This window comes from Pedobacter sp. AC212, assembly GCF_979258625.1.
In genome coordinates this window covers 506,113-523,697 of sequence record NZ_OZ409870.1, presented here as the reverse complement: position 1 = coordinate 523,697, position 17,585 = coordinate 506,113, and the positions used below count along the sequence as shown (strand labels likewise).

The window sequence follows — 17,585 nt, the reverse complement described above, 5'->3', positions numbered from 1 at the left end:
AGCATAATTATTAACAATAAAGATGATTACAACAGCCGAATTATACCAGCACTTCCTTAACAATCCGCTTATCTCAACGGATACCAGAGATATTTCTGGTGGCTGCATCTTCTTTGCTTTGAAAGGCGATAATTTTAATGCCAATACTTTTGCAGCACAAGCTATTGAAAAAGGGGCTTCTTTTGCTGTAGTAGATGAGGAAGAGTATGCGGTAAATGAGAACTGTTTATTGGTTGATGATGTTCTTCTTACCTTACAGGATTTAGCCCGGCATCACCGCAAACAATTAAATATTCCAGTGATTGGTTTGACAGGGAGCAACGGAAAAACAACGAGTAAGGAGTTGGTTAATGCCGTTTTAGCAGAGCGATATAAAACTTTTGCAACGGCTGGCAATCTAAATAACCACATTGGCGTTCCACTTTCCATCTTAGCCATTACTAACAATGTGGAAATTGCGGTAATAGAAATGGGCGCAAACCATCAGAAAGAAATAGAATTGCTTTGTACTATTGCCCAACCTACTCACGGCATTATTACGAACGTAGGCATGGCGCATTTAGATGGGTTTGGCGGTTTTGAAGGCGTAAAGAAAGGCAAAGCAGAACTTTATGCTTATCTTAAAGAAACCAATGGCTATACTTTTATTAATAGAGATAATGCCTATTTATTGGAAATGAGTGCTCAAGCCGGGCTAAGTAAACTCATTTATTATGGCACTGAAAATGGAAATACCATTAAAGGAATGTTAAAAAGCAGTGATCCTTTTATTGAAGTTGAATGGACCAATCATGACGTTTCAACGGCAGTAAAAACTAATTTAACCGGCCGTTATAATTTTGAGAATATTCTGGCTGCAATTTGCATTGGCGATTTCTTTGATATGGACCCTGAAGATATTAATAGCGGGCTTGCCAACTATCAGCCAAAAAATAACCGCTCTCAGTTAACGAAAACCGAGCGCAATACCGTGATTTGTGATTTTTACAATGCTAACCCAAGCAGTATGATGGCGGCTTTGAATAACATTTCCGTATTATCTGCAGATAAAAAGACAGCTATTTTAGGCGATATGTTTGAGCTTGGGCCAGAATCTGCTATACAACACGAATTAGTTGCAAAACAAGCTACTCAAAGCGGTTTAAACAAGATTGTTTTTATAGGAAGCCATTTTTATGCTTTTAAAGATAGCTTTGATGGTATGTTTTTTGAAACGCCTTCCGCAGCAGCTACGTATTTAGTAGCAAACAGAATAGAGAATAACCTGGTTTTGCTTAAAGGATCAAGGGGAATGAAGCTGGAAAGTTTGTTAGAGTATTTGTAGGGGCCTCACCCATTGAAAGGAAGATTTTTGGCTAATGCTGTAACCGCCCTCTCCAGACGAGAGAGTTTTTGGGTACGGAACTTTAAACCAAAAATTTCAAATCACAATTCTCTCAATTTCCTCCTCTTTGGGAAGGAAACGCAGAAATTAGCCTAACACCAACATTGATAGGGTGGAGTTCGGAGCTAAAAAAAGCGTTGCACATTTCTGTACAACGCTTCTAGTTGTTTGGTTGTATTATCTTAAAAAGTACAAGCTATTTTTCCGTAAACATACCGGCCGCTAAAACCGAACTGACTTACTGCTCTTGGATATAAAAATCTACCATTTGAAGTATTGTCTAATCCTCCTGTATAACTGCTTGTAGAAGCACTGTTAAAGTTTGTTTCATTGTTACGAGCATCGATGTATAACTTATCAGGATAAACATCAAAAATGTTATTCGCTCCTACAGTGACAGTCCACATTTTACTTGGCGCATAACTTACCGAGAAATCAGAAACCCATTTAGGAGAGAAAGTTTGGTCTAATTGAGTTGGCAAGCCATTTGCCGGAATATTAGGATCTATAGCGTTTAAGTAAGTTACCTCGCCAAAACGAACAGTTCGTGCTACAAAAGATAATTTATCTACGTTATAAGTAGCGGTAATATTCAATTTGTTTTTGGGTACGGAACTTTCAAAACGAGAACGTTCTAACCTATCGAAAAGTTTAGCTTTTAATGCTGGGTCGCTTTCAATTTTATCGGATCCTTGAATACTTCTAACCACAGTTTTATTCATATTTCCAGCAACGCTTAAAATTAAACTGCTTTTGGTTCCTAAAGTAAATTTATTGGTTAAAACTACATCAATACCAGCTGTATTTGTTTTAATGGCATTGGTAAAGAATTGTACACTATTAACCTGAGCAGCTGGATCTACTGTATTCAAAATTTGATTTACCACACCTGTTGGAACAAGAACACCACCTGAACGTTCACGAGCATACTGACTAGAAAAAACAATACGATCGCTAATGTCAATGTTATAAGCATCAACGGTAAATGTAAATGTTTTGGCAATTCGTCCGGCTAAGCCTAAACTTCCTGACTTCGAAATTTCTGGCTTTAAAGCACCAACACCAAATTGACCTACAATAGGATTTCTATTATTTACCGTTAGCACCTGTGTAGCAGCCGTCCCAACAAATTGCGTACTCTCATTATTAAAATACTGTTGGTGTAAAGATGGCGCTCTGAAGCCTGTGGCATAAGCTCCACGCAATGAAACATCACCAAACAGTTTAATTTTGCCTGTAAACTTATAAGAGAAATTAGAACCAAAATCGCTGTAATGTTCGTAACGACCTGCAGCACCTATCGTTACTCTCGTCCCAAATTCAGCTTCTAAATCTGCATATGCACCAACATTATTTCTTGATTTATCTAATGCATTACTAGGTTTAAATCCTGGAAATACCTGCGAGCCTGAAGCCGTTGGTGAAGTACCAATTAATCTTCCTCCATTTGAATAGGATAATAATTCACCTTCTTTGATTTGATAGTTATCAATTCTGAATTCAGCACCGAATGCAGTGTTTAACGTGCTAAGGAAGCTTCCTTCAAATTCATGTTTTTTATTAATATCGAAATTGCTGGTGTTTTGTCTGAACAACAATTCTCCAGCATAAAATGACCTTGGACTTGTACCAGTTGGTAAAGAGGCATTAACCGTATTATCGATATTGAACTTGATAGTATTTTCTCCACTGGTATTACTTAAATCATAATCCCAGGTGCCAATTTTACCTCTTAAACCGGCCGAAAATGAATAATCATTGATTGAGGTATTAATAAAAGGCAAAAATCCATTAGGATAAATTGACAAATCTATTTGAGTAGTTTGAGTAGGCAAACGATAGAAACCAGCTGCGCTACCCGTTTTATGTGTGAAACCGGCTGCATAATACAATTGCGTAGTTTTACCAAAATTAAATTGGCCGTTTAAGAAACCTCCTCCATTTTTAGAATCAGAATTGCCAACACGCATGTTATTTCTATCTAAACCATTTGCTGCTGCTCTTGCATCGTCAGCAGCTTTTAAACTGGCGAAACGAGCTTGAAAAGCGGCTTCAGTTTCTGTTGCTCCTCTAGTCGGATTAGCAGAATATAGAAGCGGGCGAGTATCTAAACCACCCCGGTTAGTGTAACCACGTTGTAAGTATTGTGCAGCAAAATTGATGAAACCTTTATCATTTTTAAAAGCCCAGCCTTTGCTAAAATCTACCTGAAAAGTTCTACCGTCGCTAAAATCGCGACCTAAAGCACTTGATGATGATTGCCCAAAAGACGTAGAAATGCTATACGGTGTAACCTTTTTTAACACGATATTAATTACGCCTGCAATTGCATCAGAACCGTATTGTGCAGCAGCACCATCACGCAAAACTTCAATACGTTCAATTGCCGAAACTGGAATTGAGTTTAAATCTGTACCAACTGACCCACGGCCGAAAGTACCGTTAATGTTAACTAAAGCTGTAGTGTGACGGCGTTTTCCGTTTACGAGAACCAAAACCTGATCTGGCCCTAAACCCCGTAAAGATGCTGGATCGATGTGATCCGTACCATCAGAAACTGTTTGCCTATTTGAACTAAAAGATGGTGCAACGAAATTTAAAATTTGTGTTAAATCTGTTTGGGCAAATACCTTAACATCTTTAGCAGAAATTAAATCTACAGGAACAACACTTTCAATGTTCGTTCTCGGTGTAGATCGTGAACCAATTACTACAACATCTCCTAAATTAGATTTCGTTTCCAATAACGTAAAATCTAGCGTTTTAACAGATTTCTCAATGGTAACATCTTGCTCTGCGTTAACGTAACCAGTAAAAGTGACACGAACTTTATAGGTTCCAGCTACAGGAAACTTTAATGAATATTGGCCGTTGCCATCTGTTGAAGTTCCAATTTTCTGACCAACAACTTGTACGCTGGCTCCTGGGATGGCCACGCCGGTAGAATCGGCTACCTTTCCTTGCAAGCTTTGTGCAAATAACTGACTGGATATAATTAGAAAAAACAGTGGGAGGGAGATTTTGAGTAAATTTCTTATCATAAATTATTGTTTGTTTATCAGCAATGATAACAATTTTATTACAATAACAAATATTTTACAATCACTTTTCCAAATAAAATTTCGAAAACGATTCTTTCGGCAATCTTTTTTAAAATTTTATGCGCCTTTTATCATACAAACTTAAATCCCTGCACAGAAAAACAGCGATAAAAAAGTTTTATTCAACCTCCTCCACCAAAATACCAACATCGCTCACTTCCACTAAAGGATTATCACGCATATTTTGCTCAATTTCAATTTCAAATTTTCCATTTCTAGGAAATCGATGGTTTTCCAGCAATGGTAAAGTATAATTAAATAGATTTCCCGATCCACTACCTAACCATTCGCCATCTTTTTTAGCCAATTGAAACTCGAACCGTTGATTAGCCATTGCTTTTCCATCTTTAAAATGAGCCAAAATAAAAATGTTTGAATATTTATACTCAGCGGTATGCCTCAACTTAAAATAAACATTATAGGCTTTTGTATTGTCTTTTATTTCAAATGCTGTAGTAATATGATTGCGATAAGTCCATTTGCGTTCAGGAATTTCCACATTGCTATCAATAATACTCGATTTACATCCTGTAAAAAACGATGCAACCAACAGAAAGCTCAATAAAAAAGCTGTTTTATTCAGAAGCAGGTTTATTCTCTGAGCCATTTGTATTGTTTCGGCGGTTATTATTTTTTCTACGGTTATTTCTGTTCTTGTTTTTACTTTGTTCAGGCTTCGCACCTTCAACACTTTGAGGTCCTTCTGCCTTCACTACGGGTTTCTGCTGCTGAGGTTTCGGTCCGGCATTTTGCGGTTTTGGTCCGTTAACATGAGCAGGTTTTGGCACCACCTGCTGCTGGTTTTTTTGATTGGCATTCTGAGGTTTTGCGCCCGCATTTTGAGGCTTCGCACCTTGCTGAGGCTTTTGAGGATTCTGCTGCGACCTATTGTTAGGCTCATTGCTTTTTTCGCCAACAGGAACACGATCTCTTCTGTTATCGTTTTTATTGTTGCGGTTTTTCGAATTCCTGTTTTGATTGTTTTTTCCTCTCGAACGTTCATCCAAACGGGTTAAACTATCCTGGCCAACCACGTTTTCGTAATCGAATGATTTTTCAACCACTACCGGAGCAGCAATCTGAACAGCTTCTTCTTTAAGGTTTGGCGCTTTTTTACCAGCCTTATTCATCACCATGATTTCTTTAACACGAGCGGCTTTAACCGGAATCCAGTTTTCATCACCCTGATAACTAAACCACATTATTTTTTTGAAAATATCGGTTTTCTGGTGACGGGCATAACCCGCTTCAGTATCTAAATTTTCAATGCGATCAGGAATATCCTTCAGCGCATCTAAATAAGTATCCAGCTCATAATTTAAACAACATTTCAATTTCCCGCACTGGCCGGCAAGTTTCAACGTATTTAAAGAAAGGTTTTGATAACGGGCAGCAGCTGTAGAAACCGTTTTAAAATTGGTTAACCAGGTAGAACAGCACAATTCGCGTCCACATGAACCAATTCCACCTAAGCGGCCCGCTTCCTGGCGCATTCCAATTTGGCGCATTTCAATCCGGATCCGGAAACTTTCGGCCATTTTTTTAATCAGCTCTCTAAAATCAACACGGCCATCAGCAGTATAAAAGAAAGTTGCTTTTGTTTTATCCGCTTGGTAATCCACATCACTAATTTTCATTTGCAAACGTAGATCTAAAGCCAGTTTACGGGCTTTGTGCATGGTTTCCCATTCCATTTCTTTGGCGGCATTCCATTTTTCTACATCCGCTTCGGTAGCTTTGCGATAGATTTTCTTAACTACCTGATCTAAAGAAGTTTTGCGTCGTTTCATTTGGACGCGAACCAATTCGCCTGTTAATGAAACATGGCCAACATCAAAACCTCCGGTCGGTCCTTCAACGGCAACCAGCTCGCCAATTTCCAAATAAATGTTATCCGTATTAAGGAAAAATTCTTTTCTAGAACCTTTGAATTTTATTTCTGTAACCTGAAAAGGTTTATAACTTGAGGGCATATCCAAGTTGGATAGCCAATCGTGAACTTCCATTGTCTGGCACCCACCGGTACCGCATGAGCCATTACTTTTGCATCCATTAGGGGTGCAACCACCACCTGTTGAACAACTTCCACATCCCATAATCTAATTGTATATATATTGAGTCCCCTGAGGGAGCGTTTTAAACTTTATAATTTTTACCAACTGTAAAGATACATCTAAAAACAGAATTTTAGGATTTGCATTCCTTTCGATATGGTAATGTGCTTTCTCCAACTCACCAATTATTGCCTCGGCCATTGGCAACGTGAGTACATGTGTGCTAAGCTTTTTTGCGGTTTCAAGCGTTAACGGAGGCAGTTTTACCAGGTCTTCCGCTCCACTTAAAATTAGACAACATTCGCGTAAATAATTTACACCGTACTTTAAAAAATTCTTTTGATTTTCCCTTCCCCACTTTGCCGCTTCATCGGTAAAATCTATCAATTCGGGCACTTTATTGCTAAAACCATTTCTAAGCCAACTGGTAAAAGTACCCGAGCTGTCACTCTGAGTATCGGCGGCAAGTGCCTTCGCCTCAATTAAATTTCCATCGGCCAGAAAAGCATAATCTATTGCCTGATGTTCAGTTAAACTTCCTGAATTCAGCAAATAACCAGTAACCTCTGTCCCGGTAAGTTTTGGTATTTTAACAATTTGCGTTCTCGATAATATGGTCGTTAAAATTTGATCCTGACTTTGTGCAATCAAAATAAACAGTGTATTTGCAGGCGGTTCTTCAATGAGTTTCAGCAAAGCATTTCCAGCTTTATCCAAATACTCGGGCAGCCACATAATCAAAACCTTTGTTTCGGCTTCGAAAGCTTTGTAGCTTAATTTTTTAATAATATCGTGGCATTCAGCAATTGGAATGTTGGCTTGTTTGTTGGCAGCATCGAGTTTCGATCGCCAGATATCCATATCAAAATACGGATCATGCATCACCATACTGCGCCATTCTTCCAGCACATCTACCGCAGTTTTTGTACTGGCAGATGCAAAAAATGGATAAGAAAAATGTAAGTCGGGATGAATGAGCCGCTCATACTTTCTGCAGCTTGAGCATTCTCCGCAGCTATCATTTTCCATTTTATTTTGGCAGTTAATGTATTGTGCATAGGCAATTGCCAATGGCACCGCACCCGAACCCACCGGCGATAAAAAAAGCTGCGCATGGCTCACCCGGTTTTCCTTAACCGTTTGCACCAATTGTTGCTTAATTTTGCCTTGTCCGATGATTTCTTTAAACTGCATTTGGTGCAAAATAAGAAATAGATATGAGAATTGAAGCTTTGTTATTCTGATCTTCTTTCAGGAGCTGCATTTTTTAAATTAAAACGACATTTTTATTGATTAGAAAAGCAAGCTCCGGTAATGCTTTTGTTCCGTTCGGTCCCTCTTTCCGCTTTCTCCCAAATTGTACCCATTTGGGGATGCCGTTGCAATAGGGTTTAGAGAACAAGTGAGGTCGCTTTTTCGCCCCAAAAACCCATTTACCAAAAAACCTTACCTTTGGGGCTTTTAATTTTCGCAATGGTCAAAGCATTGCGCCACAGGCAAAACACTATATGGCAAGAATTCTCGCTTTTGATTATGGAACCAAACGTATCGGCATTGCCGTAACCGATCCCTTGCAGATCATTGCAACGGGCCTGGACACCGTTCATCCAAAAGACATTATCGACTATATCAAAAAATATATGTTAACAGAGCAAGTGGAGGCATTTGTTTTGGGCGATCCGAAGCAAATGGACGGGTCAGATTCTGAATCAAAACAACATGTTAAAGGTTTTTCTACATTACTTAAAAAATCATTTCCAACCGTACCACAGCATTGGGTTGATGAACGTTTTACATCCAAAATGGCACAGCAGGCCATTATGCAAAGCGGTTTAAAAAAGATGGATCGGAGAGATAAGGATCGGGTGGATACGATCGCCGCCACCATTATTTTACAATATTTTATGGAAACAAACCGTTTATAACCGAATACATGAGCTTAATAAACGACGATTTACAACAACTACTTCTTCATTATTGCGAACCCGAAACTGAGTTGCTTCAACATATCGATCGCGAAACCAACATTAAAGTTTTAATGCCAAGAATGCTTTCTGGCCACTACCAAGGCCGGGTTTTGAGTATGTTGAGTAAAATGGTATCTCCAAAAAGAATTTTAGAAATAGGAACTTTTACGGGTTATGCTACGCTTTGTTTGGCAGAAGGATTAATGCCCGACGGGTTGATTTACACCCTTGATATTAATGCCGAACTGGAAGATCTGGTTAGAAATAATTTTGCCAAATCGCCGCTAAATGATAAGATCCAATATATTATAGGTGATGCAACCGCAACAGTAAATCTATTGGATGAAGTTTTTGATATCGTTTTTATTGATGCGGATAAGAAAAACAACGGTACCTATTACGATTTGATTTTCGATCGCGTTCGCCAGGGTGGAATTATCATTGTTGATAATGTGCTATGGAGTGGAAAAGTACTTCAAGAGAAACAAGACAAAGACACCAGGAATATTACTAGTTTTAATGATAAAATTGCTGAAGATGAACGGGTTGAAAAATTAATTTTACCCGTTAGAGATGGATTGTTTGTGATTAGGAAAAAATAAAATTCTTCGTTGCGAGGCACGAAGCAATCTGTTGGATGAGATTGCTTCGTGCCTCGCAATGACGATAAAATGAATAAAAAATGAAACCATTATGATTTTTCCAAATCAGACCAAAATGAATAAAATCATGATAGCTTCATCGCCCATAAAAACAAATTATACACTGATGAAAAATATACTTACTTTTTGCCTTTTACTTCTAAGTGTAATTACCACCAAAGCACAAGACACGGAAGATTATATTGCCGAACATGTGGAAGTTGCGCAGGAGTTAATGCGTGATCATAAAATTCCGGCGAGCATTATTTTAGCGGTTGCAATACACGAATCGGCGGCTGGAAACAGCCGTATTGCTCAGCATTTAAATAACCATTTTGGCGTTAAAGGGCCAAATAATAACGCTGATATCCGTTCTGCTTACCGCGATTATGAAAGCGATGAAGAATCTTATAATCACTTTGTAGAATTGATGGAAACCCGAGCGCCTTTTAACGGTCTATTTGGAAAATACGATCAATACGATTATAAAGGTTGGGCTAGAGGAATACAGAGATCGGGCTATGCCCAAAGCCGAACTTGGGCAAGCCAGGTTATTGCCATGGTAGATAAATACGATCTTTATCAATATGATGAACGACCTGAAGATTATGTAGCGCCTGTATATAAAGCACCTGTTTATCACCGCAAAAAAAGATCTACAACAAGAATTTATACTGTAAAAGCCGGCGACAACCTCGGTGCCATTGCAAAAAAGAAAGGTACAACAGTAAAAACACTGATGAAAAAGAATGGGATGAAAAGAGCGAACTTAAAACCTGGGCAGCGAATTAAGTTTTAAATATTTATAAGCCAATAATTCCATTTCAATTAATCGATTAAATAATTTCTACAATTTACCATATAATGCATTCATCCTATCGCTTATCGTTTCTATTTCTCCTCATCGTTTTGGCCAGTTCTTGCAGTTCACGGAAGTTTTCGAAAAATAACAAGCAAATTGAAAAAGCGGCTAACAAAGCCAACAACAACAGTTATAAAAGCTACAACACTTTAAGCTATATCGATGAGTTTAAAGCAGTAGCCATTGAGGAAATGAATTCGGATGGTATTCCAGCGAGTATTACTTTAGCACAGGGAATTCTGGAATCGGGTAGCGGAAACAGCGATTTAGCAAAATATGCAAATAATCACTTCGGGATTAAATGCACTTCAGACTGGAAAGGAAAAAATTATTTCCGTGATGACGATCAAAAAAATGATTGTTTCAGAGTTTATAAAGATGCCCGTGAATCTTTCCGAGATCACTCGGAATTTTTGAAGCGTAAGCGTTATAGTTTCTTGTTCCAACTGGATAAAAACGATTACAAAAGCTGGGCTCAAGGTTTAAAGACTGCTGGCTACGCCACCAATCCAAAATATCCTGACCTGCTGATTAACATGATCGAAAAATATCAGCTTTATCAATACGATCAATCAGAAAGCGAGAAACAGAAAATAGCTCGTGAGGATCGTGTTTTCGCAGAAATTAACGAAAATATCCCGCAGGAAAAAAAGAAATTTACGCCAGTTGATACCCCGCCGCCAGGAGCGAAACCTATTATTGCCGACGGAACTTACACGGTTGTAAAAGGCGATACGCTTTACAATATTGCCAAACGTTTCAACCTATCAGTTGATGAACTGAAAATGCTGAACGAAATGACTACAGATGGCATTAAACTTGGTCAGGTGCTTAAGGTTAAATAATGTTAATACTAAACATTGCGCAACAGATATTTGTAGTTTTGTAAACACATGAAACTTTTTGCAACGCTTGCTTTTCTTTTTTGCTTTACAATGGCACTACATGCACAAACTAAACCGGTGCAGGGTATTGTTATTGATAAGGAAACCAAGCAGCGATTAGCCAAAGTTTACATCTATAATGTGCGCAGTAAAGATGGTTTGTATAACAACACAAAAGGTGAATTCAGCACTTATGCCATTCCCGGCGATACACTGGTTGCTGCACTTTCTGGATACGGCGTAGATACGATTATTTTCAAAGGGCAAACCGCAGCTTACTTTCAATTAAAATCCTTGGGAATCAGACTTCGCGATGTGGTAATTGCCCAAAAGAGATTAACCCCTCAGCAGCAATACGAAAAATCGATAAAAGAATTCCGCTACCAAACCATGAAAGGCAGCAGTAAAGATTTATTAAATCTGGGTACAGGCGGTGTTGGCCTCGGTATAGATGCGATCTATAATTTGTTGAGCCGACAAGGAAGAAATGCCCGCCATCTACAAAAAATACTGGAAAAAGATTATCGGGAAGATTTAATAGATTATCGTTTTAAAGCTTCATTGGTTCAGCAAGTTCTAGGCATAAAGGATACTGAACTGGAAGATTTTATGCAACAATATCGCCCAACTTATCAATTTGTACTCGATGCGGATGACTATGCTTTTAATGTATTTATCAAAAATGCTTATCGCAGCTACCGGCTTAACCCAAAAGCTTTGCAATTGCCTGCGTTGCCTAAACTAACCATAGAGAAGTTGTGAAAGCTCCAATCTTGATTGTTAAGCATTTACCTGCAGCAGGAATGGCAATTTTTCCCTTCATTTTGCTGAAGTCGGAAAAACTTAAGTCCGATATGGAAATCATCAACCATGAGAAAATTCATTTAAGGCAACAGCTGGAACTATTGATTTTACCGTTTTACATTCTTTATTTAATCAATTACCTGTTTAATTTAATTATTTATAAAAAGCATGATTTGGCTTACCGCAAAATCATATTTGAACAGGAAGCCTACCGGCATGATGCAGATTTAAAATACCTTAAAAACAATAGCTGGTATGGCTGGATTAAATGGTAATAACGCTTCATTTTTAATCGTTTCATAATTGTCTACCAGACATTCATTTTGGTAAAACCTTTTTATCTATAGAATTTTTGTTTTTCTTTGTAACCCATGAAGAATTGTTTAGCCGCCCTAATCCTTATTCTAAGTATCTGCTCTACAAAATTATTTGCACAGGTAATTGATACCGTCCCGATCAATACCAAAGACCTGAACATTAAGCTTAAGCGTAGTCCGCTACCTAGCAGACAAGGACCGTTAAATTTCGAGCCAGTAAAAATTCCTCCATTTATTGTGAATGCAAAGGTTAATTATTGGAAAACAAAAACATCGATAGGCATTAATGTGAATCAGGCGCAATTTAGCGACAACTGGAAAGGTGGGGGTGTAAATTCTGTAGCCGTAGGCGGATTACTGAACTGGAAAGCCGAATACAACAAAAACAATTACAGTTATGTGAGTGAGGTGATTTTGCAGTACGGTAAAATTAAAAATAAAGATCAGCTGCAAAAGAAAACTAACGACCGTATTTTCTGGGATAACAAGGCTTCATTTCAATTATCAAAAAACTGGTTCTTTTTCGGATCTGTTAACTTTGAATCGCAATTTGATAGTGGCTACCGTTACTTCAGAGATGGAAATGGCGAAGAACAGCAAGTGTTAATCTCCAGATTTATGTCGCCAGGATATTTAACTGAATCAATCGGTTTTGAGTACAAGCCAAACAAATATTTTTCAACCAGAATTGGTACGGGTACCGCCCGCCAAACATTTGTTTTAGATACTGCCGTATATGATAACAAGGCGAACGTTTTCGGGGTAGATAAAGGCAAACATTTTAGAAACGAACTTGCTTTCCAAGTAGTAAGTGCCTTTGATAAAGACATTTTCAAAAACACCAACTTAAAAGCACGTTATGCCATGTTTATTCCTTACGAGGATATTGCAGTAAAACGCATCGACCATAGATTAGATGTAGCTTTAACCGCAAAAATTAACCGTTTTATGAATACCAGTTTAACAGGTGTAATTTTGTATGACACTGATACGGACGCTAAAGTTCAGGCCAGCCAAACTTTAGCGCTGGGTTTTGCTTTTGTTTTCCCCAGATAATTAAGCACCCCCTATTTTACCCATTTCCCAGTAGGGCATGGTAATAATCTGATTGAAACCTACGCCTCTTTGTTTCAGGTACTTTTTAAACTGCTGAACCGATTTTGCCCGGCCAGTTAAATAAAAAGTTGCATACTGCCACATTTCCCAACATTTCGGATGCATGTTTTCCATCCATTGAATGGCTCTTTCGGCAGGGGTATTTTTATCTACTGGTACAGCGTCTATCAAAAGCTTGATGCAATTCAAGGCTTCGAAGTTTTCTTCATCAAGTTCCAGGATCCCAAAATATTCTTCATCCATTTCAACTGCTTTTTTTCCGAGCGATTCATATAAACCAATGCTGGTTTCATCACCAAAAAAGAAATGCTGACTTGAACTATTATTATACTTCACCCTCGCTTTATCTATAATTAGTTTTAACTGATCTCCGCACTGTATATTTTCAGCAAAGGTATTGCCTGGTCCACGCCTGTTTAAATAAAAAATCACTTCACAGGTTTGATCTTCCCTGTTAAATCTTGAGGCCGTATAATGCCTGTATTCGTTGGCATTTACCCTGAAAAGAATTTCCATTCCCGGAATAAATTTAGTTTCATAAAAATCTCCTTTAAAGGTTACGCTTTTGATATTATGGCTTAACATTTTGGCTTCTAAAACCTCAACCTGAAATATTTTATTGCTGATTAATTTCTCTACTGTATTAGCCAGCCATGATGGTAACTTCGGCATTGTTTAAATTTGTTTAGTAACTTTGAGCAAAAGTAATGGTCTAAGAAATGCTTCCTTTTACATCAAAAGGAGAAAAATTTATATCAAAAGGATTTTTATGGCCTTAAACATTTATGATAGCTCAGATCGTCATTACATTGTAGGTAACATCTTCAATGAAATTGAATTCAACCAACCCTTAGTTAGAGAAACCCGCGAAAAGTTAAGTTTTCCATTTGGCGATGCAGAAATGGTACAGATCATTTTTTCTGGGATATCAATTGTTTATGGTGATATGGTGATGAAAGAAAATCGAATAAAGATTAAATCGTTGGATGAACCGGATTTGGTAGAATTACACTTTTCGATAAGTGGTAATGGCATTATGAATAACCACATTACAAATAGGAGCATCAGCATAAAATCAAATCATCATAACATCCTTTACACTCCTAATTTTGATGGAACAGCCGACTTCGATGAAACAGGTAAGTATAAGTTTTTTGAAATTCATTTTCAGAAAGAACGCTTTGTAGATTTGACTAGCGACAGCAGTACTTTATTGAAAAACTTTGCAGAGAATATTATGAACAATAAATCTGTAGAGTTATCGGAAGAACATTTACCAATCAGTTTTGCCATGCACAATTGTATTAACGATATCATGAACTGCCAGTTTTCCGGAGGATTGAAATTGCTGTTTTTACAATCTAAATGTGTGGAACTGCTGGCTATGCAGGCACAAGCATTTGAAATTGCGGCGAAGAAAGTAGAGAAACCAAAATTAAAGACAGTTTATGATCAGGATCGGATTTACTATGCAAGAGAATATTTGATTCAGCATGCCAATTGCCCCCCATCGCTACCCGAACTTGCGAAAGTTGCCGGAATAAATGAATTTAAATTGAAGCAGGGCTTTAAAGAAGTATTTAATGATACTGTATTTGGCCATTTAAGCGATTATCGGTTATCAAAAGCAAAAGATCTTTTATCGGATAAATCAAAAGATATTAAGCACATTGCAAATGATCTTGGTTACTCTTCAGTTCAACATTTCAGTAACGCTTTTAGTAAAAAATTTGGCGTAAGCCCAGGCAAGGCGAGATAATATATTAAACCTTTTTTCTTTTTTTCTTAAGATCCAAATAATCTACAAAATACAATACTTTAACAGATAAACTATTGTTTTGAGGTGCAGCAAGAATACCGCCCAAATTGCGGTTGTAACGCTGCGTAAAATAGGAATCGTAGGTTTCGGCTGCATCTTTATACGAAAGTGATAATGTACTGCCTGGGGCGAACTGCCATGTATAAATTAAATCGATATTAAAAACATTATAGTTTCTATCTGTTCCAGTTAAAGCGGAGCCCTGGTAATCGGTTAAATTACCATCTGGCTTTAATAAGTAAAACTCTTTGTTTCTTCTGTCGCTCCAATAATGCCTTAACACCACGGTCACCCCCATTAAGTTGGTAAAGGTGTACTTTGCATCAAAAGAGTTTTCTACCGTACGTCTGTCATATTTAGAAAAAATTGCCTGGCTTCCTTGTGATGTTACCCAGTTTACATAGTTATAATTTGGGTTGAAATTCAAATCCAAACCAAAAGCGACCTTATCATTTAGGCGGAAATTTTGAAACAGGTAGAAATTATATTCTTTGCCCCCAAAAAGTTGTTGTTCGAAAAAGCGAACATTTCCACCAAAATTATACGCTTTAGCCCGATTTGGATTAATGTAAAGCCCAATACCATAACTTTCTGGTGCTTTATAAATTTGTCCATTTCGTGCTTCGTAAAAATCATTTCCTTTCGCATTGTAGCTCATATCTAGCTCTGCAGACCATAGATTTTTGAAACGGACATAAGCGCCTCCATTTGCTAGCGTATTTTGGTAATCGCCAGGATTTACCCTTCTTGAATAGGTAACATTTAGCCAACTTTGCATTTCATTAAACCACTTGCTCGGCTTAAAAATATTGTATCCAAGCCCTATTTTTTGATCTAAAAAATTATTATTGGTAAAGAAACCCAGATCTGAAGGATCAAATTGATTGTCGGCATAAACCTGGTTATAATTCCAGGTAAAATTGCCGCTTTGTTTTCCCAAACGCAAAGTATAACTATAGCCGGTGCTGCTTTCCTCGCCTCGTAAGTAGCTCATTTTAGCCCCGCCATTAATAAAATATTTGTTGTTTGTATTGTTTAAGTTAAAAAGCAAAGCACTCACATTGGCATCATAAGCACTGCCCTGGCGCAATACATTCGTATTAATAAATGTTGCTGAACTGTTATTTTTTAAAGATTGATCGAAAACCAAAATATTATAGTTGGTGAGTGGTTGTGTTTCTACGTTCCGAACATTTCCTGCTGCATCTTCTACTTCGGTTTGCATGCTGTTAGTAATAGCATTAAAAATACCAATGCCTAAACCCTTTGCCGTACGCCCAGATATTTTAGTTGCGTTTAATACTTTTGCTTCGGTTTGATCTCTAATAATTTTGTCGCTTTCTGCTACGCCAGAGTAGTTAGAGTAGGCGGGAATAGAGCCAATTCGTTTGGAATAAAATAGATCGCCCTTATTAAAAAGTTCTGTTCCTTCGGTAAAAAATTGCCGGTTTTCGTTAAATTTTACCTCAAACGGCGTGAGGTTTAAAATGCGGTTATCGGATTGTACCTGCCCAAAATCTGGTACTAAAGTCATATCCAACGTAAAGCTGTTGTTGATGCCATATTTTACATCCATACCACCATTAAAGCGAGAGGTGGTGTTTTTTACTCCCGGAATATTGGCTGGATAGTGATTTACGTAAGCAGAAACGTAGGGTGAAAATGACAAACGAAGTGGTGGTTTAATGTCTTTTAAACCTGTAAAAAGCCCTTCCTGATTGATGAAACCATTAACCTTTGGATCAACAAAATTCCAAAAGGTTTGGATATTGGTTCGTTGAATTCGGCGACTAAAATTCAAACCCCAATTTTGAAGTTCCTTGCCGGAAAAACGTAATGCAGAATAAGGAATTTTCATTTCGCAGGTCCAGCCTAAATCATCTAGTTTTACGGCACTTTCCCAAACAGCGTTCCAATTCGGGTCTTCATCACCAACTTGCGAGTATTTAGCATCAAACTGAACGCCTGCAGCAGTAACAAAAAAACCATTACCATTCATTTTATCGTAAAACGGGTCGACAATGATTGAAATAAAATCGGCATTACCGATGTTGTCCCTCGAAACCAACTCGTGCGAAACGCTATCCTTATCATCGTACATCCGGGCATAAACGTAAATGGCCACGTCATCATACAGCACTCTCATTTCCGTGCGTCGATCTTTCGTTTCCACTCTTCCAGGTACGGGTCTTATTTCGAAAAAATCAGTAGCAATTGGCACATTTAACCAGCAGGCATCATCTAAAACACCGTCAATTTTAGGGATTTCCAAAGTTCTTACCGCTTTAAGTTCCTTTTGTTTAGCAGGATCTTGGGCAGCACAATACGAATACAGGAATATAAAGATAAGAGTTGCCCAGCGTTTCATTTGTTTAGGTTAGTTATGTATAAGACTAGCTAATGTTAGAAATGTTGCACATGAAAGGAAAATATCGAATTAATATTGACTAACAAATTGAAGCGCAATGGTTTTGAAACACATTTGGATAGCGATTAATCCAGGATTTAAGGGGCTGGGTTTGTATTTTGTGATAATGTTTGGGTAGCAAGCCATTGTTTCTAAACGTGACAGAAACGGAGATACTTTTTATAAACCTCGTAGGTTTAAATTAAAAAGATCGAAGTGTATGGCAGGA

At 37.8% G+C, this 17,585-nt stretch carries 15 protein-coding genes; 9 read left to right on the top strand and 6 right to left on the bottom strand.

Annotated elements, in window-relative coordinates; genetic code table 11:
* Positions 1-22 precede the first annotated feature (22 nt).
* Positions 23-1,324 carry a UDP-N-acetylmuramoyl-tripeptide--D-alanyl-D-alanine ligase gene (locus tag ACZZZC_RS02300; RefSeq protein WP_463484636.1) on the top strand — a complete coding sequence of 434 codons (1,302 nt, stop codon included), beginning with the start codon at positions 23-25 and terminating at the stop codon, positions 1,322-1,324.
* A 242-nt stretch (positions 1,325-1,566) separates the two neighbouring features.
* On the opposite strand, the gene ACZZZC_RS02295 is transcribed toward ACZZZC_RS02300, so the two are convergent.
* The 4 genes from ACZZZC_RS02295 to ACZZZC_RS02280 form a co-directional block, all read right to left on the bottom strand.
* On the bottom strand, positions 1,567-4,425 hold the full coding sequence (locus ACZZZC_RS02295; protein WP_463486499.1) for a TonB-dependent receptor: 2,859 nt from the start codon (positions 4,423-4,425) through the stop codon (positions 1,567-1,569).
* Between the two features lie 178 nt (positions 4,426-4,603).
* The gene (locus ACZZZC_RS02290) at positions 4,604-5,092 is read right to left on the bottom strand and encodes a gliding motility lipoprotein GldH (RefSeq protein ID WP_463486498.1); all 489 of its coding nucleotides are present in this window, start codon (positions 5,090-5,092) and stop codon (positions 4,604-4,606) included.
* Positions 5,061-6,581: a PSP1 domain-containing protein gene (locus ACZZZC_RS02285; RefSeq protein ID WP_463486497.1), complete on the bottom strand. Its 1,521-nt coding sequence runs from the start codon at positions 6,579-6,581 to the stop codon at positions 5,061-5,063. The genes ACZZZC_RS02290 and ACZZZC_RS02285 overlap by 32 nt, the downstream gene beginning before the upstream one ends.
* Positions 6,582-6,584: 3 nt before the next feature.
* The gene (locus ACZZZC_RS02280) at positions 6,585-7,733 is read right to left on the bottom strand and encodes a DNA polymerase III subunit (RefSeq protein WP_463486496.1); all 1,149 of its coding nucleotides are present in this window, start codon (positions 7,731-7,733) and stop codon (positions 6,585-6,587) included.
* Between the two features lie 314 nt (positions 7,734-8,047).
* Between ACZZZC_RS02280 and ruvX the strand changes: the two genes are divergently transcribed.
* From ruvX to ACZZZC_RS02245, 7 genes are all read left to right on the top strand, one after another.
* Complete coding sequence (gene ruvX, locus ACZZZC_RS02275; RefSeq protein WP_463486495.1) at positions 8,048-8,464, top strand: Holliday junction resolvase RuvX; 417 nt, start codon at positions 8,048-8,050, stop codon at positions 8,462-8,464.
* Between the two features lie 8 nt (positions 8,465-8,472).
* Positions 8,473-9,108, top strand: coding sequence for an O-methyltransferase (locus tag ACZZZC_RS02270; protein WP_463486494.1), 636 nt, complete (start codon positions 8,473-8,475; stop codon positions 9,106-9,108).
* A gap of 166 nt (positions 9,109-9,274) precedes the next feature.
* Complete coding sequence (locus ACZZZC_RS02265) at positions 9,275-9,946, top strand: glucosaminidase domain-containing protein (protein ID WP_463486493.1); 672 nt, start codon at positions 9,275-9,277, stop codon at positions 9,944-9,946.
* Between the two features lie 65 nt (positions 9,947-10,011).
* Positions 10,012-10,854: a glucosaminidase domain-containing protein gene (locus ACZZZC_RS02260; RefSeq protein WP_463486492.1), complete on the top strand. Its 843-nt coding sequence runs from the start codon at positions 10,012-10,014 to the stop codon at positions 10,852-10,854.
* Between the two features lie 48 nt (positions 10,855-10,902).
* Positions 10,903-11,655 carry a hypothetical protein gene (locus tag ACZZZC_RS02255; RefSeq protein ID WP_463486491.1) on the top strand — a complete coding sequence of 251 codons (753 nt, stop codon included), beginning with the start codon at positions 10,903-10,905 and terminating at the stop codon, positions 11,653-11,655.
* Positions 11,652-11,972, top strand: coding sequence for a hypothetical protein (locus ACZZZC_RS02250; protein WP_200926416.1), 321 nt, complete (start codon positions 11,652-11,654; stop codon positions 11,970-11,972). The genes ACZZZC_RS02255 and ACZZZC_RS02250 overlap by 4 nt, the downstream gene beginning before the upstream one ends.
* 96 nt (positions 11,973-12,068) lie before the next feature.
* Positions 12,069-13,070: a DUF3078 domain-containing protein gene (locus tag ACZZZC_RS02245; RefSeq protein WP_463486490.1), complete on the top strand. Its 1,002-nt coding sequence runs from the start codon at positions 12,069-12,071 to the stop codon at positions 13,068-13,070.
* Here ACZZZC_RS02245 and ACZZZC_RS02240 read toward each other — a convergent pair whose 3' ends face one another.
* Positions 13,071-13,802 (bottom strand): ferredoxin reductase domain-containing protein, encoded by a 732-nt coding sequence (locus ACZZZC_RS02240; protein ID WP_463486489.1) that lies wholly within the window; start codon positions 13,800-13,802, stop codon positions 13,071-13,073.
* A 97-nt stretch (positions 13,803-13,899) separates the two neighbouring features.
* Between ACZZZC_RS02240 and ACZZZC_RS02235 the strand changes: the two genes are divergently transcribed.
* Entirely contained in the window at positions 13,900-14,889 is a 990-nt protein-coding gene (locus tag ACZZZC_RS02235; RefSeq protein WP_463486488.1) for a helix-turn-helix transcriptional regulator, read from the top strand.
* A 4-nt stretch (positions 14,890-14,893) separates the two neighbouring features.
* Here the strand turns inward: ACZZZC_RS02235 and ACZZZC_RS02230 are convergent, their stop codons facing one another.
* Positions 14,894-17,317, bottom strand: a complete 2,424-nt coding sequence (locus ACZZZC_RS02230) for a DUF5916 domain-containing protein (RefSeq protein ID WP_463486487.1) — start codon at positions 17,315-17,317, stop codon at positions 14,894-14,896.
* Between the last annotated feature and the right edge of the window lie 268 nt (positions 17,318-17,585).

Coding starts and splice junctions, on each gene's coding strand:
- ACZZZC_RS02265 (WP_463486493.1), top strand. CDS start 9,275: ATGAAAAATATACTTACTTTTTGCCTTTTACTTCTAAGTGTAATTACC.
- ACZZZC_RS02240 (WP_463486489.1), bottom strand. CDS start 13,802: ATGCCGAAGTTACCATCATGGCTGGCTAATACAGTAGAGAAATTAATC.
- ruvX (WP_463486495.1), top strand. CDS start 8,048: ATGGCAAGAATTCTCGCTTTTGATTATGGAACCAAACGTATCGGCATT.
- ACZZZC_RS02290 (WP_463486498.1), bottom strand. CDS start 5,092: ATGGCTCAGAGAATAAACCTGCTTCTGAATAAAACAGCTTTTTTATTG.
- ACZZZC_RS02300 (WP_463484636.1), top strand. CDS start 23: ATGATTACAACAGCCGAATTATACCAGCACTTCCTTAACAATCCGCTT.
- ACZZZC_RS02245 (WP_463486490.1), top strand. CDS start 12,069: ATGAAGAATTGTTTAGCCGCCCTAATCCTTATTCTAAGTATCTGCTCT.
- ACZZZC_RS02270 (WP_463486494.1), top strand. CDS start 8,473: ATGAGCTTAATAAACGACGATTTACAACAACTACTTCTTCATTATTGC.
- ACZZZC_RS02260 (WP_463486492.1), top strand. CDS start 10,012: ATGCATTCATCCTATCGCTTATCGTTTCTATTTCTCCTCATCGTTTTG.
- ACZZZC_RS02230 (WP_463486487.1), bottom strand. CDS start 17,317: ATGAAACGCTGGGCAACTCTTATCTTTATATTCCTGTATTCGTATTGT.
- ACZZZC_RS02235 (WP_463486488.1), top strand. CDS start 13,900: ATGGCCTTAAACATTTATGATAGCTCAGATCGTCATTACATTGTAGGT.
- ACZZZC_RS02255 (WP_463486491.1), top strand. CDS start 10,903: ATGAAACTTTTTGCAACGCTTGCTTTTCTTTTTTGCTTTACAATGGCA.
- ACZZZC_RS02285 (WP_463486497.1), bottom strand. CDS start 6,581: ATGGGATGTGGAAGTTGTTCAACAGGTGGTGGTTGCACCCCTAATGGA.
- ACZZZC_RS02280 (WP_463486496.1), bottom strand. CDS start 7,733: ATGCAGTTTAAAGAAATCATCGGACAAGGCAAAATTAAGCAACAATTG.
- ACZZZC_RS02295 (WP_463486499.1), bottom strand. CDS start 4,425: ATGATAAGAAATTTACTCAAAATCTCCCTCCCACTGTTTTTTCTAATT.